At 43.2% G+C, this 24,890-nt stretch carries 24 protein-coding genes; 14 read left to right on the forward strand and 10 right to left on the reverse strand.

Annotation, left to right across the window (positions count from 1 at the left end; all coding sequences use genetic code 11):
* Window positions 1–2 precede the first annotated feature (2 nt).
* Genes treC through DYE48_RS10115 form a run of 3 tightly spaced genes read right to left on the reverse strand, consistent with a single transcriptional unit; the run spans window position 3 to window position 3,632 of the window.
* On the reverse strand, window positions 3–1,685 hold the full coding sequence (gene treC, locus DYE48_RS10105; protein ID WP_208639649.1) for an alpha,alpha-phosphotrehalase: 1,683 nt from the start codon (window positions 1,683–1,685) through the stop codon (window positions 3–5).
* Window positions 1,686–1,709: 24 nt separating this feature from the next.
* Complete coding sequence (gene treP / locus DYE48_RS10110) at window positions 1,710–3,119, reverse strand: PTS system trehalose-specific EIIBC component (RefSeq protein ID WP_115823498.1); 1,410 nt, start codon at window positions 3,117–3,119, stop codon at window positions 1,710–1,712.
* 24 nt (window positions 3,120–3,143) lie between these two features.
* Complete coding sequence (locus tag DYE48_RS10115) at window positions 3,144–3,632, reverse strand: PTS sugar transporter subunit IIA (RefSeq protein WP_115823499.1); 489 nt, start codon at window positions 3,630–3,632, stop codon at window positions 3,144–3,146.
* A gap of 296 nt (window positions 3,633–3,928) precedes the next feature.
* Here DYE48_RS10115 and DYE48_RS10120 point away from each other — a divergent pair, with 296 nt between their 5' ends.
* The 4 genes from DYE48_RS10120 (at window position 3,929) to trhO (ending at window position 8,298) form a co-directional block, all read left to right on the forward strand.
* Window positions 3,929–5,116 (forward strand): MFS transporter, encoded by a 1,188-nt coding sequence (locus DYE48_RS10120; protein ID WP_115823500.1) that lies wholly within the window; start codon window positions 3,929–3,931, stop codon window positions 5,114–5,116.
* A 59-nt stretch (window positions 5,117–5,175) separates the two neighbouring features.
* Window positions 5,176–5,724, forward strand: a complete 549-nt coding sequence (locus tag DYE48_RS10125; RefSeq protein ID WP_115823501.1) for a cysteine hydrolase family protein — start codon at window positions 5,176–5,178, stop codon at window positions 5,722–5,724.
* 185 nt (window positions 5,725–5,909) lie between these two features.
* Complete coding sequence (locus tag DYE48_RS10130) at window positions 5,910–7,271, forward strand: MFS transporter (protein ID WP_115823502.1); 1,362 nt, start codon at window positions 5,910–5,912, stop codon at window positions 7,269–7,271.
* An 85-nt stretch (window positions 7,272–7,356) separates the two neighbouring features.
* Window positions 7,357–8,298, forward strand: coding sequence for an oxygen-dependent tRNA uridine(34) hydroxylase TrhO (gene trhO, locus DYE48_RS10135; RefSeq protein WP_115823503.1), 942 nt, complete (start codon window positions 7,357–7,359; stop codon window positions 8,296–8,298).
* Between the two features lie 491 nt (window positions 8,299–8,789).
* Here trhO and thiD read toward each other — a convergent pair whose 3' ends face one another.
* Window positions 8,790–9,593 (reverse strand): bifunctional hydroxymethylpyrimidine kinase/phosphomethylpyrimidine kinase, encoded by an 804-nt coding sequence (gene thiD / locus DYE48_RS10140; RefSeq protein WP_115823504.1) that lies wholly within the window; start codon window positions 9,591–9,593, stop codon window positions 8,790–8,792.
* 108 nt (window positions 9,594–9,701) lie between these two features.
* Here thiD and DYE48_RS10145 point away from each other — a divergent pair, with 108 nt between their 5' ends.
* From DYE48_RS10145 to DYE48_RS10160, 4 genes are all read left to right on the forward strand, one after another.
* Window positions 9,702–10,013: an MGMT family protein gene (locus DYE48_RS10145; protein ID WP_115823505.1), complete on the forward strand. Its 312-nt coding sequence runs from the start codon at window positions 9,702–9,704 to the stop codon at window positions 10,011–10,013.
* 38 nt (window positions 10,014–10,051) lie between these two features.
* Window positions 10,052–10,990 (forward strand): PD-(D/E)XK nuclease family protein, encoded by a 939-nt coding sequence (locus tag DYE48_RS10150; protein WP_115823506.1) that lies wholly within the window; start codon window positions 10,052–10,054, stop codon window positions 10,988–10,990.
* An 83-nt stretch (window positions 10,991–11,073) separates the two neighbouring features.
* A complete protein-coding gene (locus DYE48_RS10155) occupies window positions 11,074–11,709 on the forward strand; it encodes an SDR family oxidoreductase (protein ID WP_089654367.1) in 636 nt (211 codons plus the stop codon).
* 154 nt (window positions 11,710–11,863) lie between these two features.
* On the forward strand, window positions 11,864–13,126 hold the full coding sequence (locus DYE48_RS10160; protein ID WP_115823507.1) for a helix-turn-helix domain-containing protein: 1,263 nt from the start codon (window positions 11,864–11,866) through the stop codon (window positions 13,124–13,126).
* Between the two features lie 34 nt (window positions 13,127–13,160).
* On the opposite strand, the gene DYE48_RS10165 is transcribed toward DYE48_RS10160, so the two are convergent.
* Window positions 13,161–14,036: a 5'-3' exonuclease gene (locus DYE48_RS10165; protein ID WP_115823508.1), complete on the reverse strand. Its 876-nt coding sequence runs from the start codon at window positions 14,034–14,036 to the stop codon at window positions 13,161–13,163.
* 196 nt (window positions 14,037–14,232) lie between these two features.
* Here DYE48_RS10165 and adh point away from each other — a divergent pair, with 196 nt between their 5' ends.
* Both adh and DYE48_RS10175 read left to right on the forward strand, forming a co-directional pair.
* On the forward strand, window positions 14,233–15,753 hold the full coding sequence (adh, locus tag DYE48_RS10170) for an aldehyde dehydrogenase (protein ID WP_115823509.1): 1,521 nt from the start codon (window positions 14,233–14,235) through the stop codon (window positions 15,751–15,753).
* 54 nt (window positions 15,754–15,807) lie between these two features.
* Window positions 15,808–16,176, forward strand: coding sequence for a DUF779 domain-containing protein (locus tag DYE48_RS10175; protein ID WP_115823510.1), 369 nt, complete (start codon window positions 15,808–15,810; stop codon window positions 16,174–16,176).
* Between the two features lie 191 nt (window positions 16,177–16,367).
* Here DYE48_RS10175 and DYE48_RS10180 read toward each other — a convergent pair whose 3' ends face one another.
* Window positions 16,368–17,099, reverse strand: a complete 732-nt coding sequence (locus DYE48_RS10180; protein ID WP_115823511.1) for a GNAT family N-acetyltransferase — start codon at window positions 17,097–17,099, stop codon at window positions 16,368–16,370.
* 102 nt (window positions 17,100–17,201) lie between these two features.
* Between DYE48_RS10180 and DYE48_RS10185 the strand changes: the two genes are divergently transcribed.
* Window positions 17,202–18,209, forward strand: coding sequence for an NADP-dependent oxidoreductase (locus DYE48_RS10185; RefSeq protein ID WP_115823512.1), 1,008 nt, complete (start codon window positions 17,202–17,204; stop codon window positions 18,207–18,209).
* 67 nt (window positions 18,210–18,276) lie between these two features.
* On the opposite strand, the gene DYE48_RS10190 is transcribed toward DYE48_RS10185, so the two are convergent.
* Window positions 18,277–19,101: an STAS domain-containing protein gene (locus tag DYE48_RS10190; RefSeq protein WP_115823513.1), complete on the reverse strand. Its 825-nt coding sequence runs from the start codon at window positions 19,099–19,101 to the stop codon at window positions 18,277–18,279.
* A 111-nt stretch (window positions 19,102–19,212) separates the two neighbouring features.
* On the opposite strand from DYE48_RS10190, the gene DYE48_RS21140 reads away from it, so the two are divergent.
* The gene (locus DYE48_RS21140; RefSeq protein WP_167449482.1) at window positions 19,213–19,374 is read left to right on the forward strand and encodes a hypothetical protein; all 162 of its coding nucleotides are present in this window, start codon (window positions 19,213–19,215) and stop codon (window positions 19,372–19,374) included.
* 612 nt (window positions 19,375–19,986) lie between these two features.
* On the opposite strand, the gene DYE48_RS10195 is transcribed toward DYE48_RS21140, so the two are convergent.
* From DYE48_RS10195 to DYE48_RS10205, 3 genes are read right to left on the reverse strand one after another with little or no spacing between them, the layout of a single operon-like run.
* The gene (locus tag DYE48_RS10195) at window positions 19,987–20,358 is read right to left on the reverse strand and encodes a thiol-disulfide oxidoreductase DCC family protein (protein ID WP_115823514.1); all 372 of its coding nucleotides are present in this window, start codon (window positions 20,356–20,358) and stop codon (window positions 19,987–19,989) included.
* Between the two features lie 21 nt (window positions 20,359–20,379).
* Window positions 20,380–22,125, reverse strand: a complete 1,746-nt coding sequence (gene pabB / locus DYE48_RS10200; RefSeq protein ID WP_115823515.1) for an aminodeoxychorismate synthase component I — start codon at window positions 22,123–22,125, stop codon at window positions 20,380–20,382.
* Window positions 22,122–22,727 (reverse strand): anthranilate synthase component II, encoded by a 606-nt coding sequence (locus DYE48_RS10205; RefSeq protein WP_115823516.1) that lies wholly within the window; start codon window positions 22,725–22,727, stop codon window positions 22,122–22,124. Before DYE48_RS10205 ends, pabB begins: the two co-directional genes overlap by 4 nt.
* A 179-nt stretch (window positions 22,728–22,906) precedes the next feature.
* Here DYE48_RS10205 and DYE48_RS10210 point away from each other — a divergent pair, with 179 nt between their 5' ends.
* Together DYE48_RS10210 and DYE48_RS10215 are read left to right on the forward strand one after the other, a co-directional pair.
* Window positions 22,907–24,262, forward strand: coding sequence for a sensor histidine kinase (locus tag DYE48_RS10210; RefSeq protein WP_115823517.1), 1,356 nt, complete (start codon window positions 22,907–22,909; stop codon window positions 24,260–24,262).
* Window positions 24,240–24,860, forward strand: a complete 621-nt coding sequence (locus DYE48_RS10215; protein ID WP_115823518.1) for a response regulator — start codon at window positions 24,240–24,242, stop codon at window positions 24,858–24,860. Before DYE48_RS10210 ends, DYE48_RS10215 begins: the two co-directional genes overlap by 23 nt.
* Window positions 24,861–24,890 lie beyond the last annotated feature (30 nt).

Raw genomic sequence — 24,890 nt, forward strand, 5'->3', positions numbered from 1 at the left:
TGTTAATCGGTAAGATGATAAACGACCGACTCGTATGGGCGAAGGCTGATTTCACGGTAATCCTTTGCTGAATCTTCATAGTTGCTTAGAAGAATGTCAGCCTCACCAGATACCTGAACATCTTCTGGTAATGTGAACGTCGTATCTTCACCATAGAAGTTATTCACAACAAGCAACTGTTCCCCATTCCATTCACGAAGATAAGCGAAGACCTGATTGTGGTCTGGTACCAACAAACGATAATCTCCATGGGTTATGATGTCGTGAGATTTACGCAGTTCGATCAATTTTTGATAGTGGTTGAAGATGGAGTTCTCTTTGTTCATCACCACTTCTGCATTGATTTCCTTGTAATTATCCGCGACATCAATCCAAGGGGTTCCTTCAGTAAAGCCGGCATTTTCTTCTCTGTTCCATTGTACAGGAGTACGGGAATTGTCACGAGACTTCTGTTTTAAAATCTCTATGATTCCTTCCTCACTAACACCTTTTGCTTTTAACTCTTCATGCATATTCAGGGACTCCACATCACGGTAACGGTCAATGCTTTCGAATTTAGGGTTTGTCATTCCGAATTCTTCGCCCTGGTAAATGTATGGCGTCCCCTGCATCATGTGAATGGTCGTTGCAAGCATTTTCCCGGACTCTACCGGATAGTTTTCATCGTCCCCGAACCTTGACAATACGCGGGGCTGGTCGTGGTTACACCAGAACAAAGCATTCCAGCCATTTCCTGCATTCATTTCGCGCTGCCACCTTGAAAGGATCTGCTTCAACTCATGAAAATCAAAATCAGCGACTGTCCATTTTTCACCGTTCGGATAGTCCACTTTTAAATGGTGAAAGCTGAACGTCATACTCAACTCATCCCGATCTGGAGCCGTGTATTTGACGCAATGTTCAATGCTCGTCGAAGACATTTCTCCAACGGTCATAAGATCATAAGGTTTGAAAACTTCACGGTTCATTTCCTGCATGAATTCATGCACCCGAGGCCCGTCCGTATAGAATTTCCGCCCGTCACCAGGGGCAACACTTCCATCATCGTTAGGGAACTCCTGGTTTTTCGAGATCAAGTTGATGACATCCAGACGGAAGCCATCCACCCCTTTTTCCCCCCAGAAGCGCATCATTTCATAGATATCTTCACGCATCTGTTCATTTTCCCAGTTCAAATCGGCCTGAGTGACATCGAACAAGTGCAAGTAATACTGCCCTGTTTTTTCATCATACTCCCAGGCATTGCCTCCAAATTTAGACTGCCAATTCGTCGGCTCCTCCCCATTCACAGGGTCACGCCAAATGTAATAATCACGATACGGATTATCTTTCGACTTTCTGGCCTCCTGAAACCATTGATGATCCGTTGAGGTGTGGTTGACGACGATGTCCATAATCAGTTTCATGCCACGCTTATGCGTTTCTTCAAGCAGTGTTTCGAAATCCTGCATCGTCCCGAATTCATCATGGATATCGTAATAATCACTAATGTCATATCCATTATCATTTTGTGGAGACTTGTACATCGGGGTCAGCCAAAGGACGTCGACCCCGAGTTTATTCAAGTAATCCAGTTTCTCAATAATTCCCTGGATATCACCGACACCGTTTCCTGTCGTGTCATTGAAACTTTTCGGATAAATTTGATAAACGACAGCTTTTTTCCACCAAGGTTGTTCAATCATTGTAGCACCACCGTTTTTTAATTTTTATACGTCTTTTTTACGCTTCGCATAGAGATACGTTCCTACTAGCGGCAGGACAATGACGATGACCATACCGATAGCAAAGTCTAGCCAGTACTCCGCAACGATCGAGAAGATCCCCGGCACACCACCGACTCCGATGGAGCTTGCCAATACACCTTGTGCTGAGATATAAAGGCCGGCAAGAGCGGAAGAGGTGATGGCAATAATGAATGGATACTTAAAGCGCAGATTCACTCCAAATAAAGCTGGTTCTGTAATCCCGAGCCATGCAGAGATACCAGAAGATACACTCAAACCTTTGAGCTTATCATCTTTTGAAGCTAACCAGATAGCGAATGCGGCAGAACCTTGAGCGATGTTGGATAGAGCAAGCATCGGCCACAAGAACGTTGTTCCCGTGCTGCCAACAAGCTGAATATCAACGGCAAGGAACGTATGGTGCATTCCTGTAATGACGAGTACACCGTATAGCCCACCGTAAATGAGACCGCCTAACCAAGCGAATGTATCAAAGGTGGCGACAAGGCCGTCTGTGATCCAGTTACCGATTGCAAATGTAATTGGTCCAATGATGATGAACGTTAAGAAACCTGTCACTAACAAGGAAATCGGTCCGACGAATAACAATTGTATGTTATCAGGGATACGGTTACGTAAGAATAGTTCGATTTTCGTCAACAAATAAGACGCCACAAGGACAGGCAGGACTTGTCCCTGGTAACCGATTTTCTCAACGGTTAATCCGAATAAGTCCCATGTTGGTACAGAGCCTTCAGCTACGGCATCACCGTAAGACCAGGCATTCAATAGATCAGGGTGTACAAGCACGAGACCTATGACAATACCTAAAATTGGACTACCACCGAATTTTTTAACCGCGGACCAACCGATGAGTCCGGGTAAGAACACGAAGGCGGTATTGGCTATGATGATGATCATGTTCGCTATTCCTGACCACTGTGGATACACATCAATGATGGACTGGTCGTCCCAGAAAATCCCCTGTGCAGTCAATATGTTATTAATACCAAGCAGCAAACCAGCGGTTACGATGGCTGGGAGAATCGGAATGAAGATATCGGCAAGCGTTTTAATTGCGCGTTGAAGAGGATTCATATTCCCTTTGGAAGCCTCTTTCACTTCTTCTTTAGAAGATTCACCGACACCAGCAAGAGCTACGAACTCTTTATAAACTTTATCAACAGTCCCTTGTCCGACGACGATTTGAAACTGACCGTTCGTTGAAAAAGATCCTTTCACAGCATCAATATTGTTCAGTTTTTCCTGATCGACAATCCCTTCATCATGCAAAGCCAAACGGAGACGCGTGACACAGTGGGTCGCAGCAGACAAGTTTTCCTTCCCGCCGATGGCTTCTAAAATCTGCTCGGCCTGTTTCTTATGGTTCATTTTCTCTACCTCCCAATGGTTTTTTTACTTTTTCTTCACAGTCATTAATGGTGTAGAACCGGCGTTCAATTCAACTTCTTCAGCTAACTGCACATCAAAATCATCGCTGTTCGTGACAATGATTGGTGTTACTGTACTTTTCGCCTTTTCTTTCACGAGGTCCAAGTCGAAGGAAATCAATTTGTCTCCTACTTTCACCTTGTCCCCTTGAGACACAAAAGCTTCAAAACCTTCTCCCTCCATTGCCACGGTTTCAAGACCAATATGGATTAGAATTTCTGCACCACTTTTCGTTTCCAAGCCTACCGCATGCTTCGTTGGGAACAATTGAACAATTGTACCTTCTACAGGGCTAAGTACTTCACCGTCTTTTGGATCCACTGCAATTCCTTCTCCCATCATTTTCTGAGAAAACACGGGATCCGGTACTTCCTCCAATGCCACCTTCTTTCCAGTTAATGGTGAAGCCACTTTCATTTCTGTTTCTTTATTTCCAAACAATTTCTTAAACATATGTTTCTCCTCCTCAAACGCTTTCAATGAAGCTCTTATAACTTGTATATACATCAATTAATTATGATTATAATTTGTATATACATGTTTTGCAACCGTTAACAACCCGGCAATATAAATGGAATTCCCTTCCTTATCAATAAGAAACTTATAAATGTAAAAAAGTTGCTGGAATCAGGTCGTTCACGGTTTCCCTTTTTTAAGAATTATGTTATGTATTTAGGGTGTCGAAATAAATAGGAAGAAGGGATATTATCCTTACTAACGAATCTCGGGCAAAACGGAACCTGTGGATCATGTGGTTTGCCAATTTTTTTATAGCCGGAAGTATTACAATGGTCCTGCCGTTTTTATCTTTATATATCGAAGAACTCGGAAATTATACAGAGGCCTATGTCCAGACCTGGTCTGGATGGGTTTTCGGCATTACGTTCGTGTCCGCTTTTCTATGTTCCCCAATCTGGGGAAAAATTGGAGATAAATATGGTAGGAAGAACATTTTAATTATCTCTGCTACAGGGCTCGCGCTCTCCGTATTTCTTATGGGATTCGTCACATCCGTGTGGCAGCTTTTTCTTCTCCGTTTATTCATGGGCATCTTCACAGGATTTATCCCTATGTCACAAGCATTGATTTCTACCCAAACGCCTAAAAGTATCGCCGGTCAAGTACTAGGTTCATTGCAGACAGGAAGCATTACCGGAAGTTTAATGGGGCCGTTGCTCGGAGGTTGGATTGCTGATTCCATTGGCTATGCGACCACTTTTCAATATGTATCCATCACTGTCGCTCTGTCTGCTCTTATTGTTTACTTTGGCATTCATGAACAGCGTATTAAAAAAGAAGGAGACCATGAAAAAACAAGCTATCAATCCAGAGAGGTTCTTGCGCATATATTCAAGCACCCTGTGCTATTAATGGTTATGATTGTTTCTTTATTTGTCCAAATCGCCCATTTCAGTATCCAACCGATTCTTTCATTATTCGTCGGTGATTTACATGGGCCAGAAAATTTAGCCTTGTTCTCAGGAATCGCCTTTTCCGCTGCAGGGCTTGGGAACTTGATGATGGCCAAACAGTGGGGGAAAATCGCCGATCGGATCGGTTATGTGAAGATTCTCGTATTCCTTTTATTTATGGCAGGAATCGTTTACCTCCCCGCTGCCTTCGTTACGAATATCTGGCAGCTGGTTGTTCTCCGCTTTCTACTAGGCGTATCCATAGGTGGTATTATTCCTGTCCGGACCGCTTACATCCGCCAAGAGGCTCCAGTCGCTATGCAAGGTGAGGTATTAGGATACAACACGAGCATCCGTTTCCTTGGGAATATCATCGGTCCGTCAATGGGCGGAATGATTGCAGGGTTTTATGGCTTTTCTATGGTATTTTTCGTTACAAGTGCCCTCCTTGTTATCTCGGGATCACTCTTGTTTCTGGCAATGAATAAAAGAGTGACCTCTGCAAAGCATATTCCCGGGTATTAAGTGCACGTTTCTTTTTTGCATCTGTTAAGATAAGTGTAAAGACATCCGGAGGGGATATAATGAAACGTGCTTTAATCATCATCGATTATACGAAAGACTTTGTAGAAAATGATGGAGCATTGACCTGTGGACCACCCGCTCAAGCTTTGGAAAAATACATCCATGATGTAACGGAGACATTTATGAATGAGAATGACTTAGTCGTGTTCGGGGTAGACGTTCACGAAGAAGATGACCCTTACCATCCCGAGACAGACCTTTTCCCTCCTCATAATATCCGAGGAACGAAAGGACGGGAGTTGTACGGATCGCTTCAAAAACTCTATAAAGAAAATAAGCATGAGCCGAATACTCTTTACATGGATAAAACCCGTTACAGTGCCTTCGTCGGAACAGACTTGGACTTGAAGCTGAGAGAACGCGGGATCACCGATCTCCACCTTGTCGGAGTCTGTACAGATATCTGTGTGCTCCACTCAGCCATCGATGCTTATAATCTTGGTTACCACATTCATCTACACAAGGATGGAGTCGCAAGCTTTAATGAAGCTGGCCATACATGGGCTCTATCACACTTCGAGTCCACCCTGGGCGCAAAAATTCTATAACACCAAAGGCTCCGTCTGGATGTATCTCCAAAGGAAAGTATGTCCAACTCGAAATTTCCAGATCATAAAAACTCCCGTTGCTGCCGGCAACGGGAGTTTTTACGCGTGTCATTTTTCTCTCTAGGAAACTTGTGGTATAGTATTTCGAGTGTCTAATGAAATAATAGAAAGGAAGAAGAGACGATATGCCACTGACTTCTCGTCCTTCCCAGGAACATTTTCGTACGGTCTTCATATTAGCTGCTACAATTTTAATAGTTGTTATGAATACAACGATGTTCAACATCGCTTTACCAAATATATTAAAAGATTTCTCGCTCATGCCTTCAGAAGGAGCCTGGATCGTTTCAGGTTATTCCATTGTATTAGCAATTTTCACGATTACCTTTACGCGCTTGTCTGACTATATGCCGATTCGGACATTATTAACGATAGGGATCTGTATTTTCAGCCTTTCATCCATCATCGGATTTTTGGCGGACAGTTACGTCTGGTTGTTGATTGCTCGGTTATGCCAGGCGGCAGGAGCGGCAGCGATTCCTGGTTTATCCATGGTCTTTGCCGGAAGGTACATCCCGATGACGAGACGAGGAAGCGCCTATGCGCTGATTGCCTCTGCAACATCCTTAGGGTTCGGCCTTGGTCCAGTCATTGGAGGGTTGATTACAGACTATCTTGATTGGAACTACTTGTTCCTTGTGACAATAATGGTTTTCATCGTCATCCCGGTCTTGTACAAGTTTATGCCTGTTGAAAAAGCTGAGAAAGGGCGTTTTGATGTCTTTGGGGCTTTGTTATCCGGAATCAGCGCCACCATGTTTTTGCTTTACATTTCAACATTAACTCCATACTACTTGCTGGGCGGTCTCCTGTCTGCTTCTCTCCTATGGTGGAGAGTCAATCGGACGAAAGCGCCTTTCATCCAGCCAGAACTTGTAAAAAACAGCCACTACCGCCGCATTGTCTTTACAAGCTACATCGGCTTTACTTTGCACTTCGCTGTTTTGTTTTTAATGCCGATCATGCTGGAGCAAGTGTATGGACGTGGGGCAGCCGCCATCGGATTTATCATTTTCCCTGGCGCTATGCTATCCGCCGCAGCCGCGATTTACGTGGGACGACTGATTGATGCCTACGGAAACATCAGAATTCTATTTTTGTCTCAAATTTTACTGATGATTTCAGCCTTCATTTTCTTTTTCCTGGCTGGCAAGAGTCCGTATATGATTATGATTGCTTATATGTTTACAAGTTTCGGGTTCTCTAGTTTATCTTCAAGTTCGACCAATGAAGTTTCACGAATCCTGCCTAAAGAACAGATCGGTGCCGGAATCGGACTCAAGCAACAGATGCAATTCATTGGAAGTGCGACCGGTTCTGTTCTTGCCGGTATATTATTAGAATTTAGTTCACAACCTTATACCGCCGAGAACTTTATCCTACCGTTCGGTTCCCTGATCGTTTTAATGACGGCTTCCACCTTGGTCCTGTGGCTTTATTCATACAAGATCAGACGTATGGAATTTGTTCAAAAAACTGACATTTGAAATCCGATTAAGAATCGAATATGATGAACTATGGACATTTATGTTATTTACTACTGTATAGATATAAATATTAGGAGGAATCACTATGAGCTCAAAAGATTATCGAGTTCTGCTGTATTATAAGTATGTCGACCTTCCTGACTATGAAGAATATTGCCAAAACCACCTGAAATTCTGTAAAGACCTTGGATTGAAGGGACGTATCATCGTTTCTCACGAGGGCATTAACGGAACAGTTTCAGGTACTGTTGAACAAGTGGAAGAATATATGAACTATGTTCGCTCTGATGAGCGTTTCGCAGATATCCACTTCAAAATTGATGAGCATGAAGGACACGCATTCAAGAAGATGCATTGCCGCGTGAAGCCTGAGCTGGTCAACTGGAGTATTGAAGAAGATGATATTGATCCGAAGACGTTCGGTGGAAAACACTTAAAACCTAAAGAGTTCAATGAAATGCTGAAAGATGAAGATACTATCGTCATTGACGGCCGTAATGAATATGAATACCGCATCGGCCACTTCCGCAATGCGATTCAGCCGGATGTCAACCACTCCCGTGAGTTCCCTGAATGGATTGCCGAGAATGCTGACCAGTGGAAGGATAAGAAAGTCCTTACCTACTGCACAGGCGGCATCCGCTGCGAGAAACTGACAGGTATTCTTAAGAAGAACGGAGTCGAAGACGTCTATCAGCTTGAAGGTGGAATTACCACGTACGGCAAAGACCCAGAAGTCAAAGGTGAGCTCTTCGATGGTAAAATGTATGTATTCGACGAGCGTATCGCTGTTCCAATCAACCAAGTGGAAGAAAAGGTCATTGCAGAGTGCGAACATTGTGGGAAAGCAGAAGATCGTATGATCAACTGCAGTAACCCGGTATGTAACCGTCAATATGTATGCTGTAAAGAGTGTGAAGAAGAGCAGCATGCCGCATGTACAGCAGAATGTAAAGAACACCCGGAAAACCGCTGGGACGTTGTCCGCAAGAAACAAATTGATAAATACGACCGTATCAACGGTTAACTCTTATCCCCTCTCTCACATCCGTGAAGAGGGGATTTCTTATATCCTACATATGCTCCTGATTGTGGAAGACTCAGCTTCAAGATAGCCGGGGTTCGTTTGCCTTTTTTTGAGCTTTAGGGGTGGTTGGATATAGATGAGAAACGAACCCCTTTACTCAGTTAAATTTTCTTTCACTATCCCACCGTTAGAAGTATAAAGCAGTCTGTATCAAGCCTAAGGATTCAAACGCCCGGGTATGGGGTTTCTTCCACATACTCCCATCAAGCTGAATTGCTGCTTATTCAAGAGGCCGTTTCGAGACACTATTTAGGGAAAGGGGCGGAGGGAAACGGTGAGACTCCTATGGGGTGTGCGGGACAGCTGAGACCCCGGAAGGCGTAGCCTGAGGAGGCTCAGCGCCCGCCCCATGGAAAGCGAACCTTTTCCTGTAGCCCCTAGACTCACACAAACATCTCGAAACTGATCCTTCAAGAATACTGCCATATACTTTAACCACTAATAATTCTATGGGCGGCGTGGTAGGTGGAGCCTATGCCGCGGTCGAAGGATAAGGCGTGACGGATAGCACTGGTTACAAACGATTTCGCACGTCTGACCGCTTCTTCAACAGGGTAGCCATTAGCAAGTTCTGCTGCTATGGCAGCTGAATACGTACACCCTGCCCCGCTCGTATGAATGGTTTCTACTCTTTCCGTTTCAAGCTCAGTAATACTGGATCCGTCATAGAGTATGTCTACAGCAGGATATCCTTTTAAACTGCCCCCTTTTACAAGGACATACTCCGCTCCGAGATGATAAAGATCTCGTGCCACAACCTTCATATCCTCAGGGGTTTCAGGAACCTCACATTGAAGCATCCTTGCTGCTTCATGTAAATTAGGAGTTACAACTTTCGCGAGAGGCACAAGCTCTTGAGTTAAGGCTTCAATCGCATCGTCTTTCAATAATTGGGACCCCATCTTCCCGATCATCACAGGGTCCACAACGATATTTGCCACACCTGATTCCTTTATAACAGCGCCCACCTTTTTTATAATGTCTTCTGTGAACAGCATGCCTGTTTTAAGAGCATCCACTCCGACATGTTGCAATGCAGCATAGATCTGGGCTTCGATGGCTGCGATTGGCTGGGTAAAAATTCCTTGCTCTGTTTGGTTGTTGTTCGCTACGATGGCAGTTATAGCACTCATTCCATATACATTGAATTCTTGAAACGTTTTAAGATCTGCCTGAATGCCGGCACTTCCCTGTGCAGCAGAGCCGGCGATTGACAAAACTTTCGGTATGCTCATTCTAATCGTCCCCTCTCTTTCATCTATAGAAATTGTATCAATAATGGAAGCAGGCTTCTATTCCCACAGCCTTTTCATTCTGTAAAATTTAAGTAAGGAGGCCAATTCATGCAGCCGTTCACACAAAATATCATTCAAATTATACGTAGTATTCCAAAGGGATGCGTCATGTCATACGGACAAATCGCTGCCTGCGCTGGAAATCCGAGAGCGGCAAGGCAAGTAGCACGTGCTCTCCACAGCATGAGCGAAAAGCACGACCTCCCTTGGCATAGGGTGGTCAATGCAAAAGGAGAAATTGCAGTAAAGGAACCTTCCAGACAGCGCGACCTTTTAGAAAAAGAGGGCGTTGTTGTCATTCATGATAAAATATCTATGAGAGATTACCAGCACGATAATCCTCTCTGTTTTGAAGAGTAGGAAGCAATAAACTATGAATCTAACGAAGGATGTTACTCATGTTTGAAGTAAAACCATACCCTGAATTATCCTGGTCTTTGTCCAGGCATAAAACGATGTTATCCTGCCTAAGAAAATATGCGTACGATTATTATGTTTCGCATAATGGATGGTTGAGTTCTGCAGACACCTTAGCCAAACAAACATATCGTTTAAAAAAAATGACCAATTTGGAAATGCACTTCGGAAGCGTTGTCCATGATTTGATTTACCAGACCATTCAGCGTGTATTAAAGAATCAACCGATTATGGTGGAACAAGAATTCATGGATGAAGTCCGCCATCACTTGAATCGTGGTTTTATCGAATCAACGAAGAAAGAACATTTATGGATGAACAGGCCGAAGCACTATACCATGCTTCATGAAATCTACTACAGCCAGACAGACACTCTCCCGGAAACGAAGGTGCGCAAAATCACAGATCGTCTCCAAAAAACGGTTGCAAATTTTTACTCCAGCAAAACCTTCACGGATGTACGCAACAAAGAACAAATGAGGTTCATGGAGTCCGAAACCTTCCGTTTCCTTAAGACGGATGAAGCAAAGGTTTATATTGTGATGGACCTGGTGTATAAGGATCTCACCAATGACAAATGGATTATTGTGGATTGGAAAACAGGAAAATCATCCGATGAAGACCGTAACCAACTCGCCCTTTATGCTCTATATTTACAACATAAGCACGAAATAGAATCCATTGACGATATTATCATTCGAAACGAATATTTAGTTGACGGTACACATGTCGAACATCAGTTAACAGAGCAGGATCTCATTAATGTCCAACACTTATACCAAATCAGTATGGAGCAGATGAAGCTCTATTTAGAAGATGCAGAAAAAAACCAGCCACTCCCTATAGAGCAATTCCCGATGCAGGATGACCCGAGGGTCTGTGCTCGTTGTAACTACCAGGAGCTCTGCTTCCCTTCTTGACCGCACGTCCGTATGTTTACCAGATGCGGAAACAGGCTAAATAAGTATTGTAATCTTATTTCCAGAAGGAGTCGTGATTATAGATGAAAGTACTTGTAGCAGGAGCAAATGGAAATACAGGACGACTACTTATTCAATATTTAAAAGCGGATGGTCATGAGCCATACGGTTTAATTCGGAAAGAAGACCAAAAAGGTACCATTGAGAAATTAGGCGGAACCCCTGTTCTCGCTGATCTCACGAAAGATGTCGGTTATGCTGTCAAAGGTATGGACGCTGTCATGTTCGCTGCTGGTTCAGGATCAAGCACAGGCGCTGAGCAGACAGAAGCTGTTGATCGTGACGGAGCCATTAACCTTGCGAAAGCAACAGAAAATCTAGGTATAAAGAAATTTATCATGTTGAGCGGCATGGGTGCTGGAGATCCAGAGCGAGGCCCTGAAGAATTGAAGCATTATCTTGAGATGAAAGGGGAAGCGGATGACTTCCTGAAAACGACCGAGCTTGATTACACTATTGTACGTCCCGGCGGCTTGACGAACGACGAAGGGACAAGCAAAATCCAGGTCGGAGAAACCGTTGAGAGAGGAACTATTCCTCGCGCAGACGTTGCTAAGACAATGATCGCTTCCCTACAAGAACCAAACGCTTACCATAAAACATTCGAAATGATTTCAGGAGATACTCAAATCGAAGAAGCCCTGAAGACACTATCTTGATGAAACTGCTCAACCACTTCATGTGGTTGAGCTTTTTACATATCAAACGCCCTTTTTCCATTCCTATAACACCCTTAAAAGGAAATCATATACATTGAACAAGACAGTATTTTGCTATAATGTATGTAATTGGCGCTTTAAAGGAGTAGTGAATATGAAAGGATCGTTAATCAAACAACACCGCAAATTTAAGAATTTAACATTAGAAGAACTTGCATCAGGAATTTGCTCAGTTTCCTACTTGAGTAAAATTGAGCACGACATCATCAATGCCAGTGATGAAATATACCGTCTTCTCGGAGAAAGACTAAACATTAAGTTAACCGACATCAATGAAGAATTTGATGAAAAGATTCACAACGCCCTCCTTGAATGGAACCAAGCTGCACAAATGAGAGACTTCCCTCTAATGGATGAATTATATGAAGACTGCAAAGCATCTTTAGAAGACAATCAAAACATCGAACTCGTTAATTTGTATCAAATAATAGAAGTACGCCATATCATGACTAAAGAAAGAAAGCCCATTGACGAAAAAAAACTAAAAGAAATTCGTACCACTTATGAAGATGCAACAAATGAATATAAATTCTTCTTTCATAAAATCGTAGGAGTTCATCACCTATTTTTAGGGGAATTACCTCAAGCTTTACAACATTTCAATGATACTGAAAAATTAATGAAGAAATTACCATTTGATGAAGGTGAAGTCTACTTACATTTAGCTCTCACTTACTCAAAATCAAGAGCTTATGTTGAGTCTAACCATTACGCCTTCCGTGCATTAGATTTATATAAATCTACTCTACATTATTCACGAATGGTCGATTCCTATATTATTATTGCCATCAATTATAATTCATTAGGCGCTTTGCAAATCGCTGAAGATTATTTGTTAAAAGTTTTAAAGATTGCAAAATACCATCTTCCAATCCATGAAACCCGCCGAATATACCACAACCTTGGAAGTAATTACATTAACCAAGAAAAATATGAACAAGCATACTATTACCTTCAAAAGGCATATGACATCGAAACTAAAGAAACTCCCTTCAAAGCAGGTACCATATACCTTCTTGCATTGGCCAGCTTTCATAATGGTGAAAAACAATTGTGTGAGGAGTATATTCAACAAGGAGAAAATATAGCCGTTGAAAATAATTACCTTAAATATAAGCACAAATTCTATATTTTAAAGTACATGCTTAATGAAAAAACTTTAAATGAAGAATTTATTAAAAAACTAGAAGACACAATTATTCCTGATTTCAGAAGACTTAATGAATATAAAGACTACAAAGAATTTACAGAGATGCTAGGAAATCTATTTTATGAAAAGCGTATGTACAAAAAAGCTGCTATGTATTACAAAGAATCAAACAATTATCGCGATACTCAAAAGAAAGATCTTCTGTAGAAAAAAGGTCGGAGGAACCATTCCCCCGACCTTTTTACATTCTCACAATATTTTTCTCCCAATTTTTAAATTCCAGTTCATCAAACTTCGCGCTCATCTTTTCATCATTAATATAGAAAAGGGCATCTTCCAATGAACAATCCACATCTGCTTCGCAATGGATAGCTGCAAGTTTTCTGGAAAGGTGCAGCATATCCAAGCTGTCTTCAATTTTCGTACGCTGCCCCTTTGTCAGTTCTTCTATATTCTCTAAAATTCCTTCGATGGATCCATATTTAAGAAGAAGCTTCAAAGCGGTTTTCTCTCCGATTCCTTTCACGCCTGGATAGTTATCACTTGCATCCCCCATGAGGGCTTTCAAGTCAATCATCTGCTGTGGTGTGATTCCTTTTTCATCTGTAAAGGATCCCTCATGATACTCCGCATAATTGCCATATCCTTTTTTCAATAATACAACATTCACATTCGGCTGCAGCAATTGAAGAAGATCCTGATCTCCAGTCAACAAAAAGACTTGGGAATGCTGACTGTACACTTGACTCAGTGTTCCCATACAATCATCCGCTTCGTAACCAACTTGTCCGACGTTAGGAATATCAAGAGCCTCCACAACTTCTTTGGCTAAATCAAATTGTGGAATCAATTCTTCTGGAGGGGCTCCACGATTCGCTTTGTAGTCTGGAAAAAGATCATTACGGAACGTCTTACTTCCCATATCCCAGCAGCAAATCACATGTGTAGGCTGGTAGGTTTCTATTGCCGTAAATAAGTGTTTCATCATGCCGTAGACACCGTTTGTCGGGATCCCTTTACTGTTGATCATATAATAATTGCTCATAGCTGTAGCATAAAACGCACGGAAAAGCAGCGCCATGCCATCCACGAGCATCACTCGATTGGTTGTTGTCATTTTTTAAGAACTCCTTTTGCCTTTGAATAGTTCTATTATAACAATTCTCCTCCTTTGTTCGTACTAGAAATTTTCACATATTTGTCTGTAAATTGACAATATTCTGTACAAGTGATACCTTAAAAAGTAAGCGCGCCTACTTACATAAACTTTTTTGTAAGCGGTTGCAAAAGTAAATTACTAGGAGGATGTTTTTATGGTATATGCTTTTCCTAATACGGAAGGATCTAAAGTTCAGTTCAAGGAACGCTACGACAACTTCATTGGCGGAGAATGGACAGCACCTGTCAAAGGGCAGTATTTTGATAATGTCACCCCTGTAACGGGGCAAACGTTTTGTCAGGTTGCACGTTCGACAGAGGAAGATATCGAGCTTGCCCTTGATGCAGCACACAAAGCGAAAGACGCGTGGGGTGCAGCATCTGTGACGGAACGTTCTTTGGTTCTTAACCGCATTGCAGACCGTATGGAAGAAAACCTTGAGAACCTTGCCATCGCGGAAACATGGGAGAACGGGAAAGCTCTCCGTGAAACCCTGAATGCTGACCTTCCACTCGCGGTCGATCACTTCCGTTATTTCGCTTCAGTTATTCGTTCCCAGGAAGGATCCATCGGCGAAATTGATAACGATACGATTGCTTACCATTTCCACGAACCACTGGGAGTCGTCGGTCAAATCATTCCTTGGAACTTCCCTCTGTTAATGGCGACATGGAAAATTGCTCCCGCTCTCGCTGCTGGGAATGCAATTGTCCTAAAGCCTGCGGAACAGACACCAGCATCCATCATGTATTTGCTCGAAATAATTGAAGACTTGCTGCCTGCCGGGGTATTGAACGTTGTGAACGGGTTCGGTTTAGAAGCAGGTAAGCCGCTGGCCCAGAGCCCACGCATCAATAAAGTGGCTTTCACTGGAGAAACAACAACCGGACGAATGATCATGCAATATGCATCTCAAAATATCATCCCTGTTACCCTGGAGCTTGGTGGAAAATCACCGAACATCATTTTTGAGGATGTCATGCGTGAAGATGACGATTTCTTAGATAAAACAATTGAAGGAATGGTCATGTTTGCTCTGAACCAGGGTGAAGTATGTACATGTCCTTCTCGTGCTCTCATTCAGGAGTCTATCTATGATGAGTTTATGGACCGTGCCATCAAACGAGTCAAAGAAATCAAGACAGGGAATCCACTTGATCCTGAAGTGATGATGGGTGCTCAAGCTTCCTCCGAACAATTGGAAAAAATCTTGTCTTACCTGGAGATCGGTAAGGATGAAGGAGCCGAATGCCTTACTGGAGGGGCGCGTAATCAGATGGAAGGCGACTTTAAAGATGGATATTACGTGCAGCCGACGGTATTTAAAGGCGATAACAGCATGAGAATTTTCCAGGAGGAAATCTTCGGACCTGTCCTATCTGTAACGACCTTCAAGGATAAAGAAGAAGCGATGAAGATCGCCAATGACACACTTTATGGTTTGGGTGCCGGTGTGTGGACACGTGATATGAATACAGCCTACCGATTCGGCCGCGGTATTGAAGCTGGACGCGTTTGGACAAACTGTTATCACGCCTACCCTGCCCACGCAGCTTTCGGCGGATACAAAATGTCCGGTGTCGGGCGGGAAAACCATAAGATGATGCTCAGCCATTATCAACAAACCAAAAATATGCTCGTCAGCTACAGCCCGCAGAAGCTTGGATTCTTTTAAAATCAGGAACTGAGAAACTCCTTGATTTCCGGCACTACGAAAGGAGCTGAAAAGATGGTTGAACGTGTAAAAGCGACCGACGCCGCTCTTGAGCTTATTGAAATGCTGAAGGAAAAACACGGCCCTCTTCTTTTCCACCAATCAGGTGGGTGCTGTGATGGAAGCTCTCCGATGTGCTATGAAGAAGGCGATCTTTTGATCGGCAGTCAGGATGTATTGCTTGGTAAAATCGGGGACACCCCTTTTTACATCAACAAAAAGCAGTATGACTACTGGAAGCATACACAGTTGATCATTGATGTCGTAGATGGACGCGGAGGGATGTTTTCCCTGGAGGGAGTCGAAGGAAAAAGATTCCTCACCCGCTCGCGCGCATTTACGGATGAGGAGTATAAAGAACTGAAGGAAAGCATAGAGTCATAACGTAAAACACCCAGGGATCCCTGGGTGTTTTATTATTTCTTACCTGAGTCATTAATCTCTCCCCATAGTGGCTCGAGGGATTTTTTTATATAATCATAGTAAACCGATAAGGCTGAGGATGACCGTGACGTTCAATCCTCAACCATTATCATCCCCCTCCCCTATGATCCCTAATGAAGGAACTCATACCATCACTTTGAGTATTTGTATATGCCCACTCTTTCTGTCACTGCACACCCGCATTTCTCAAAAACTTTCAACATTGGTTTGTTATGGACACTTGTCGCACCAACGCTGTAGGTGGCATGGAAGCTGTTCTTAAGGAGATGTAATCCCTCCTTATATAGAGCAGCGCTCTTGTTCTTTCCTCGTTCTTCCGGAACTAATCCGAAATAAAAGATCCTCCCTTCATCCTTTGTTCCTGGTTCAATATGTGGCATAACCACTCCAATAGGCGTACCATTTTCATAAGCAGTCAAACACGTATCCTCATAACCTTGTCCAAGCTCTTTTTTGACACTTTTCATTTGTTCGTCCATGTTCAAGGATTGGGGAGCGTTCAATGATCCTTCCATTGCCCGGCGCCATGTCTCTTTAAATACCCCTTCCTCTCCATCCCTCAGGGAGATCATTTCAAAAGGCGATCGTTCCGTATCGATAGGGGCCAACTCATCCAATTCACAACGTACAAAGTAAACCTCATCATGATGTTTGAAGCCAAGGTCTTTGATGTAGATCACCGTCTCTTCTTGAAAAGTAGATGGGACGAGGATCGTACGATTTCTCATTCCATCATACTTAGGATCCTTTACAAACTCCCCTGCCAATGACTGAAGCTCTTCACCTGTGAGAAGTCCTGTATCTTCAATGGTTACAAAATTTTCCCCCTCCACGAACTTCACCTTTTCATAAAGACTTTCCATACTTCCCCCCCTTTGCTCTATCGTACCTTACATCTTAAAACATATCATTTCCCAATGAGGGAATAGACCCGTTATGATACAAGCAAGGAGAGTGATTAAAAAATGAACAAAGAAATCCAGTTAGTCAAACGTCCCGAAGCCGCTCCTACACATGAGCATATAAAAATGGTTGAAACGGAACAACCTGTCCCATTGCAGGGAGAAGTACTCGTGAAATTGCTTTATGTATCCGTCGATCCTTATATGAGAGGACGCATGAGTGCTGCTAAATCCTATATCGCTCCTTTCCAATTAAATGAACCTATGGAAGGTGGCATTGTCGGCGAAGTTGTGGAATCGAACGCGGATACTCTACAAGAAGGTGACATCGTCACAGGTATGCTTCCTTGGAAAGAGTACGCGTCGGCTCCAGCAGATACGCTTAGAAAAATCGACCCTAGTCTCGGCCCAGTCACCACATCCCTAGGGATTCTCGGAATGCCTGGGTTAACCGCTTATTTCGGATTGATGGATATCGGTCAGCCAAAAGAAGGCGAAACTCTGGTGGTTTCCGGAGCTGCTGGAGCCGTCGGTTCTGCAGTCGTCCAAATTGGTAAAATTTCAGGCTGTCATGTTGTCGGAATTGCTGGTTCAGATGAAAAGTTAGCATACCTGAAAAACGAACTTGGCGTCGACGAAGTCATCAACTATAAAACAGAAAGTGTACCTGATCGCTTAGAAGAAACCTGCTCAAATGGAATTGACATCTATTTTGATAATGTCGGCGGCGATATTTCAGACGCTGTCTATCCATTATTGAACAAATTCGCACGCATCGCCCAATGTGGAGCCATTGCATCCTACAACGTCCCGAACGATCAAGGACCACGGATGCAGATGCACTTGATTAAATCCAGCGCGCTCATTAAAGGGTTCACAGTCGGTGATTATCAGGATCGATTCACAGAAGGATTCTCTCACTTGGCTCAATGGCTCCAGGAAGGCCGTTTGAAATATGAAGAAACGATCACAGAAGGATTTGAAAATATCCCAGATGCATTCTTCGGGTTATTTGAAGGAGCAAACCTTGGTAAACAACTTGTCAAAGTTGCAGAACCCTCTCAAAAGTAATAGTCGTTAAAAAACAGACTAAAAAAGGACTGAGAAATGTGATTTCTCAGTCCTTTTCTCTATGATATTAAGAGTCACCATGATGAATGTAAATGCCGATCTCTTCTAAAGCCTGATGCAAACCTGCCTTCGTATGTACTTGAGTAAAATCCACACCCATATCCACAAGGGATTTTGCTGTTTCTGGCCTTAACCCTGTAAGAGTTGCATGAACACCAACGAGTTCAAGGGCATGAACAACCTGATAAATGTAGTTTGCGATCATCGTGTCAATCACTGGAACACCGGATACATCAATAAAAATATAATCCAATTCAAATTCCGAACTTTTATTTAAGGAGGTTTCCATGATCAGCTGGGCCCGGTTGGTATCAAGTTCCCCGATTAGTGGAAGGACAGCAACTCCCTTTGTGATCGGTACAACGGGAACAGACAGTTCAGCCATCCGCATTTCTTTTCTTTCCCACTCCATACGAATGTTTCTGGAGTACGTTTGACTAAAATGTTTCGTAATTTCATCTAATACTTCATTAATGGTTTTGCAGATGTGAACCACCGTGGAAGAAGAAAATTCATCGTTGGTTAATTCCTCAGAAAATATCCCCCAAATCGCTCGACGAACAAAGTTCATCGTTCGAAGGGATTGATCCAGCTCGACTTCCGCCTCTACCTTCTGCTCCCCTTCACGATTTGCCCACATTTCAATGTGGTGCATCGAAAAAGTACCATCACCGATGATCACTTCACCGATATAGGAGAATAGCTCTTCCCAATTCGCTGTTCGAATGGTAGCAGCCCCGAACTCCTCTGTTTTCAACTCTCGCACTCGATTAGCTAATTGATCCGAGTTTTTCTCGATCTTTTCGCCGATGTATGTGATTTCATCTCTCATCTTGGATACCCCTCAACTCAAATTATTATCAAATAGTAATGTAACACAGAACACTAGATAAAACGAACGCCCTCCGGTATGATAAAGGAAGTTTACGCATAGGAGGACACTATGAATAAAATATCGTTGGTCTTGTTTCTGATTTTATGTTTATTGTTTCTTTCTCATGGTCTTTATCAAGGCGTCGCGAACGGCCAGTGGACATCACTAACCTTTGCCATCATCGTCATCGCCCTCGGTGCATACAGCATGCTAAGAAAAAAACGCAAATAACCCTTTCAAAGAATAGCTCCCTTTTCTTGAAGACTTAGTTTCGAGACTTTTGTTGAGTGAATAGGGCTGCGGGGAATGACTCGCTTCCCGTGGGAGCGCAAGGAGCACATACCGCGTATCCTTAAAGAAAGCCTTACCTAGTTGAAATAATGAATGACAATTCCTGGCCATGGATACGGGGTCAGGGAAACGGCGATTCGCAGTGCTTTGAATCAGTCAGTAGAAAAACACACATGTTCGTGTCTCCATTCGTTTTTCATGCGGACGTTTCCCTGACCCTGTTCCCACGCCTTATTCCTGCAGGATGTATGGTTAAAACAATTCTATAACGGCGTGGGTGAACAGGCCTTCATTACAGAGCTCGGCAGGTTACTGTTAAAGGGATTTCGAGAACCTCGTATGGCAAAGGGGCGGAGGGAAACGGTGAGACTCCTATGGGACGTGTGGGACAGGTACAGACACCAAAGGAAGAAGTCCGAGGAGGCTCACCGCCCGCCCCATGGAAAGCGAACTGTTTCCCGGAGCCCCTAAAAGCACAGAATCACCTCGAAATCGAGTCTTCAAGAATCCTGCCATATATCGTAATAAAGGCCCTCGCTGATGAGGGTTATTTTATGCGTACCTCGGAAGGTCGTAGCGGCCGAACCATTGGTGTCTGTGATCAGAAAACCAGCGGTATAAGGGAGAAGCGACCCGGTGGACTCCTGGGAAGGAAAAAAGAATGCCGATTACAGTGAATAAAGGCAAAGAAAGCAGCAGTTTCCGAATGGTTTCAAAACCTTGTTTCACTTCTCCTTCTTTTGTCAGCATATGAATCTCATCCAGCGTATTGCGCCCTTCCAAGTAAGGGTACTTCCCTGTCTCTTCTGTATCCTGAACAGCTACCCATTTAATTTGATGAAGCCAGTCAAACGTTCGGAACGTTTTCTTCACATAAAAACAAAACGGACATTGCGCATCATAAAAAACGATATGTTTTTTCATAAAACAAAACACTCCTTTATATTATTGAGCGTCCTCCTGTAGTTCAACCTTCACCCAGCCTCTGACTGCGTTAATCATCCATACTTCATCGAACTTGTGGATATCCTTTTTATAGAGAACCTTTTCTTTTAGTTTTCCACATCTTAATAAATTTTTCCTATACGTTCCCGCCAATAATCCACAGTCAACGGGAGGGGTGTAGTAATAACCGTCGATGTTTACGACGAGATTAGCTATTGTGAATTCCGTCAATTCACCTCTTCGATTCCAAAGCAACGTCGCTTCTGCTTCGTCGGATCGATGACGATGATAGACATCCCGATGAGTGGTTTTATGAAACAGAAAAGGATTTTCTTCGTTTATAGGATCGTCAGATAAGATGCCAGTAACACAAGAAGCAGATGATTTTATACCATAGACTTCTATTTCAGCTTTCCCTTCTTCGTCAACGAGCATGCGAGTTTTATAGAGACCACTTGGATAAGCTTTGGCAACTTGAGAGCATTTCTTTTCTAAATCACTTCTTTTAATGGGATAAGCAAAATACGAAGCCGATGCAATGATTCGGTCCAGGTGATCGTCGAGTAAGTCAATCGATCCATTTTCCAGCTTCATCGTCTCCAAAAGTTGAAATTTTGGACGATCTTCTGTCAGAAGGCGCGCCTTCGTCTTTAATTCCTCAAACTCTCCTTCCGAAGTTGAGTCCCACGTAATGCCTCCTCCTGTACCATAAACGGCTTTTTCTTGTTTTTGATCAATCATAACAGTACGAATAGGAACATTGAAAATGGCTTCTTTCTCCGGTGTCATATAACCGATAGCTCCGCAATACACTTCACGCGGCGAGTCTTCTAATCTTTGAATGTATTCCATGGTCCTTACTTTTGGAGCTCCTGTAATCGATCCACACGGAAACAATGCTTGAAATAATTCGTACATGGTGTAATTTTCCGGCAACCGACCTTCTACAGTCGAAGTCATCTGGTGGACCGTGGGATAGGTTTCCACTTCAAATAGATTGGGGACATGGACACTCCCGGGCACAGCGATTCTACCTAAATCATTCCTCAATAAATCAACAATCATAAGGTTCTCGGAGCGTTCCTTTTCTGATGTCTGAAGATGCCGGCGCTTCACCTCATCCTCTTTGCTATTACGTCCTCTAGCTGCCGTACCTTTCATTGGCTTTGTTTTCAATTGGTTTTCATCGACTCTAAAAAACAGCTCCGGAGAAGCAGATAGAATCTTCCGATCACCCATGTTCAAGTAGGCACTATAGGAGGCCAGCTGATTCCTGACAAGTTTTCTATACAAAGTGTAATCATCTCCAGAGAAAGAGGCTTCCATTCTAGTCGTAAAGTTCACCTGATAAGTATCGCCTCGTTCAATCCCGGCCTTCACTACTTCTATTCCTTTTTGATAAGAGGCATAATCTCCACGCAACTCCCAGTTCGAAACTCGAAATGGTTTAGAATCCGCATTCTGCCGATTTGTTTCAAATCCATTGAACACTCCGAACCACACAAGCGGCCATTCAGGATGAGAGTGAACGCGAAGGGCATGGTCAAAAGCGGGGGCAGCTTCATAGGATACATAACCAGCTACATAGTACCCCGCGTCAAGCCTTTCTTCCACTCGATCGAAGACTGCTTTCATCTCGTTCAGATCATAGGTAGTGAGAATCTCTACCGGGTGTTGAAAAACTTTAGGGTCCGGATTCCCTTTAGCGTTTGTAAATTCAAACTGTAAAAAAGGTGAGGTTGTCATACGCCCACTCCCTCTCTTCTACTTGCTTTGTAACGAACAGCTCGGTCATAAACGTTTCGAAGCAAATCAAACCCGTACTCCGTCAATATGGACTCTGGATGGAACTGTATGCCTTCCATCATCTTTTCCCTGTGGCGGACACCCATAATGACACCATCTTCAGAAAGGGCAGTAACTTCGAGTTTTTCCGGCAATGAAGGGAAATCTGCCTCAAGAGAGTGGTAACGGGTGACTCGGAAGGCTCCGGGAAGCTTGCGAAACATGGTACGGCCATCATTTGTAATCGTCGTCACTTTCCCGTGCATCGGTTGACTTCCTTTGACGACGATTCCACCAAAATGTTCCACCATCAGTTGATGGCCAAGACATATGCCTAATAAGGGAATTAGTCCACCAAAATGTAGCAAGACATCCTTACAGATCCCTGATTCTTCCGGCCTCCCCGGTCCTGGGGAAAGGACAATAAGATTCGGATCGAGCGCACGGATCTCTTCGATCTGCCATTCGTCGTTTCGTTTCACAACTACTTCCGAATCCATCTGTTTAAAATATTGGGCTAAATTATATGTGAATGAATCATAGTTATCAATGATTATGATCATAGTTGCGGACACCTTTCATCCTTGAATATATGTCTATTATACTACCGCCTGCTACGTTTTCCATAGAAGATAAGAATGGAAAATCATCACTTTGTAGTGCTTCAAAGGAAAAAAGAATCGAAAATATCAGTCTCATATATTAGAATAAATAGAAAGATCTCGTCGTTAGGGTGACTGCCATGAAATCAGAATTGCTAAAGTCGAAGAGTATATGGATTAAAATCGTTCTCATATTGATTGGCATTACGATGCCGCTCTGGCTAAGTGTTGAGAGGTCCGGCCTTGCAGCTGTAATCGAAAGGCTTCAGGCCGCTCCATCAGGGGCTACACTAATGATGGCTGCATTCGGGCTCGTCATGTTAAACACGGTACGAGCCCTCCCCCATTACATTGGTGCTCTTCTGCTCGGAGATGAGCTCGGAGTAAGGTTGAACCGCCCATGGTTGAAGGTCGCCGTCCCTGTAATGATCATCCCATTGGTTTACGCCTTGATTAACGGGTACAATTCAATCAACTATCATTTTGGAGGCCCGGCCATTTTTCTATTATTATCAATCGTCGTTCTTCATTTTTTAGGAAATGGTCAATTACGCCCTGTATTCAAAGCTTTCATTCTCGCTCAATTGCTATTCGGTTTCCAGTGGCTGGATACGGTACTTTTCCTAAGTGCTTTCGGATTCGGTGGCGGGGAAATTTCTATGGAAGTGAAAAGAATGGCCGCGGAGTTAGGGTTCGGAAGTACCTTAAGTTTTTACAGCCTCGTCTTTTTCGCAGTATTTATCGTAAATGCCACATTCCTTGCCGTGTACTTAACCGTTGCTGAACAAAAAGCAAAAATGAGACAGGACTTGGACATCGCCCGGCTCGACATGGTGGAGTCGCGTTCTGGAAGAGAAGCGTTACATCTCGTTCACGACTTAAAAACTCCATTATCGCTGATGGAGGGACTGAACAGCCTCATTCAAATGAAAACGAAGGACGACGAAATCCTTCAGTACACCAATAAAATTTCCTCGTCCATTCAAGCGACCAGCGATATGGTTTCTGAAATCTTATATCATGAGAAGAAAAATTGGTGCACATTGAAAACATTCATCGAATATGTACGTGCGAATAAACTTTCAGATTCAGCAACCATCTATGCGTTCGATTTGGCCGCCGATGAGAATATTGAAATCTACATTAATAAAATCAGAATGACACGAGCGCTTGTCAACTTAATTGATAATGCCAGTGATGCCGTTGAAGGAAAAAAAGACGCCAAGGTGACCATTGCTACTAAAGTAGAACAGTCAGGCATCCTGATTGGGGTGAAAGACAACGGTCATGGCATCAGCCAATCCAATATCAATAAAATTTGGAATGCAGGATACAGCACGAAATCCCATCCTGGTGTAGGGCTGACTTTCGTTAAAAATGTCGTCAAAGAACATGGTGCGGAGCTATCCATTGAAAGCGAACAAGGAGTCGGAACGACATTCTGGATCCATTTACCGAAGGAGAGAGTACGAGATGAAAATATTGATCATGGATAATGACGAATCCTTACGTTACATGCTGACAGAGTTTTGTAAACATGCCGGGTGGGAGTCGGAAACGGCAGTGAACGGACGCGAAGGTGTCGATATGTTCTTAAAAGGAACCTATGACGTCATCCTTGTCGATTATCATATGCCGGAAATGGATGGCCTTCAAACCGTCAGGGAAATCCGTAAACACAACACAGTCGTTCCTATACTCGTGCTGACAGTAGATGAACGTCAGGAAGTAGCGGATCGCTTCCTGGAAGAAGGAGCCACCGACTTTGCCTTAAAACCAGTAAAAGCTCCTGACCTCATTTCCAGAATCAAGCTGCATGCACAAATCGCTAATATGAAAAATAAGCACGAAGAAGATGACGATATTTTTACCGCCAAAGGAATTAGTAAAGGAACATTAAGTTCCATTTCAAACTACTTGCAGGAAAATCGTGAAGCCTATCCTGTAGACGTCATCTCAAAAGACATCGGCCTTGCCTACCCGACTGTATACCGATACCTCATGCATTTACTAGAGGAAGGCAAAGTCAAACAAGTGGTCAGTCATCAGAAGATTGGACGGCCGAAAAAGCTTTACAAATGGTATGCCCATTAAGTGTCTCTCGTGACTAGGAAGGGTATAACA

It is taken from the genome of Halobacillus trueperi, from assembly GCF_003386945.1.
Taxonomy (GTDB): domain Bacteria; phylum Bacillota; class Bacilli; order Bacillales; family Halobacillaceae; genus Halobacillus; species Halobacillus aidingensis.

Excerpts from the sequence above, each read along its gene's own strand:
- DYE48_RS10155 (WP_089654367.1), top strand. The coding sequence starts at position 11,074 with ATGAAAGTACTTGTAGCAGGAGCAAATGGAAATACAGGACGACTACTT.
- DYE48_RS10195 (WP_115823514.1), bottom strand. The coding sequence starts at position 20,358 with ATGAAAAAACATATCGTTTTTTATGATGCGCAATGTCCGTTTTGTTTT.
- treP (WP_115823498.1), bottom strand. The coding sequence starts at position 3,119 with ATGAACCATAAGAAACAGGCCGAGCAGATTTTAGAAGCCATCGGCGGG.
- DYE48_RS10145 (WP_115823505.1), top strand. The coding sequence starts at position 9,702 with ATGCAGCCGTTCACACAAAATATCATTCAAATTATACGTAGTATTCCA.
- DYE48_RS10175 (WP_115823510.1), top strand. The coding sequence starts at position 15,808 with ATGGTTGAACGTGTAAAAGCGACCGACGCCGCTCTTGAGCTTATTGAA.
- DYE48_RS10150 (WP_115823506.1), top strand. The coding sequence starts at position 10,052 with ATGTTTGAAGTAAAACCATACCCTGAATTATCCTGGTCTTTGTCCAGG.
- DYE48_RS10205 (WP_115823516.1), bottom strand. The coding sequence starts at position 22,727 with ATGATCATAATCATTGATAACTATGATTCATTCACATATAATTTAGCC.
- DYE48_RS10165 (WP_115823508.1), bottom strand. The coding sequence starts at position 14,036 with ATGACAACAACCAATCGAGTGATGCTCGTGGATGGCATGGCGCTGCTT.
- thiD (WP_115823504.1), bottom strand. The coding sequence starts at position 9,593 with ATGAGCATACCGAAAGTTTTGTCAATCGCCGGCTCTGCTGCACAGGGA.
- DYE48_RS21140 (WP_167449482.1), top strand. The coding sequence starts at position 19,213 with ATGAATAAAATATCGTTGGTCTTGTTTCTGATTTTATGTTTATTGTTT.
- DYE48_RS10185 (WP_115823512.1), top strand. The coding sequence starts at position 17,202 with ATGAACAAAGAAATCCAGTTAGTCAAACGTCCCGAAGCCGCTCCTACA.
- treC (WP_208639649.1), bottom strand. The coding sequence starts at position 1,685 with ATGATTGAACAACCTTGGTGGAAAAAAGCTGTCGTTTATCAAATTTAT.
- DYE48_RS10210 (WP_115823517.1), top strand. The coding sequence starts at position 22,907 with ATGAAATCAGAATTGCTAAAGTCGAAGAGTATATGGATTAAAATCGTT.
- DYE48_RS10120 (WP_115823500.1), top strand. The coding sequence starts at position 3,929 with ATGTGGTTTGCCAATTTTTTTATAGCCGGAAGTATTACAATGGTCCTG.
- DYE48_RS10130 (WP_115823502.1), top strand. The coding sequence starts at position 5,910 with ATGCCACTGACTTCTCGTCCTTCCCAGGAACATTTTCGTACGGTCTTC.
- DYE48_RS10115 (WP_115823499.1), bottom strand. The coding sequence starts at position 3,632 with ATGTTTAAGAAATTGTTTGGAAATAAAGAAACAGAAATGAAAGTGGCT.
- DYE48_RS10215 (WP_115823518.1), top strand. The coding sequence starts at position 24,240 with ATGAAAATATTGATCATGGATAATGACGAATCCTTACGTTACATGCTG.
- adh (WP_115823509.1), top strand. The coding sequence starts at position 14,233 with ATGGTATATGCTTTTCCTAATACGGAAGGATCTAAAGTTCAGTTCAAG.
- trhO (WP_115823503.1), top strand. The coding sequence starts at position 7,357 with ATGAGCTCAAAAGATTATCGAGTTCTGCTGTATTATAAGTATGTCGAC.
- DYE48_RS10190 (WP_115823513.1), bottom strand. The coding sequence starts at position 19,101 with ATGAGAGATGAAATCACATACATCGGCGAAAAGATCGAGAAAAACTCG.
- pabB (WP_115823515.1), bottom strand. The coding sequence starts at position 22,125 with ATGACAACCTCACCTTTTTTACAGTTTGAATTTACAAACGCTAAAGGG.
- DYE48_RS10125 (WP_115823501.1), top strand. The coding sequence starts at position 5,176 with ATGAAACGTGCTTTAATCATCATCGATTATACGAAAGACTTTGTAGAA.
- DYE48_RS10160 (WP_115823507.1), top strand. The coding sequence starts at position 11,864 with ATGAAAGGATCGTTAATCAAACAACACCGCAAATTTAAGAATTTAACA.
- DYE48_RS10180 (WP_115823511.1), bottom strand. The coding sequence starts at position 17,099 with ATGGAAAGTCTTTATGAAAAGGTGAAGTTCGTGGAGGGGGAAAATTTT.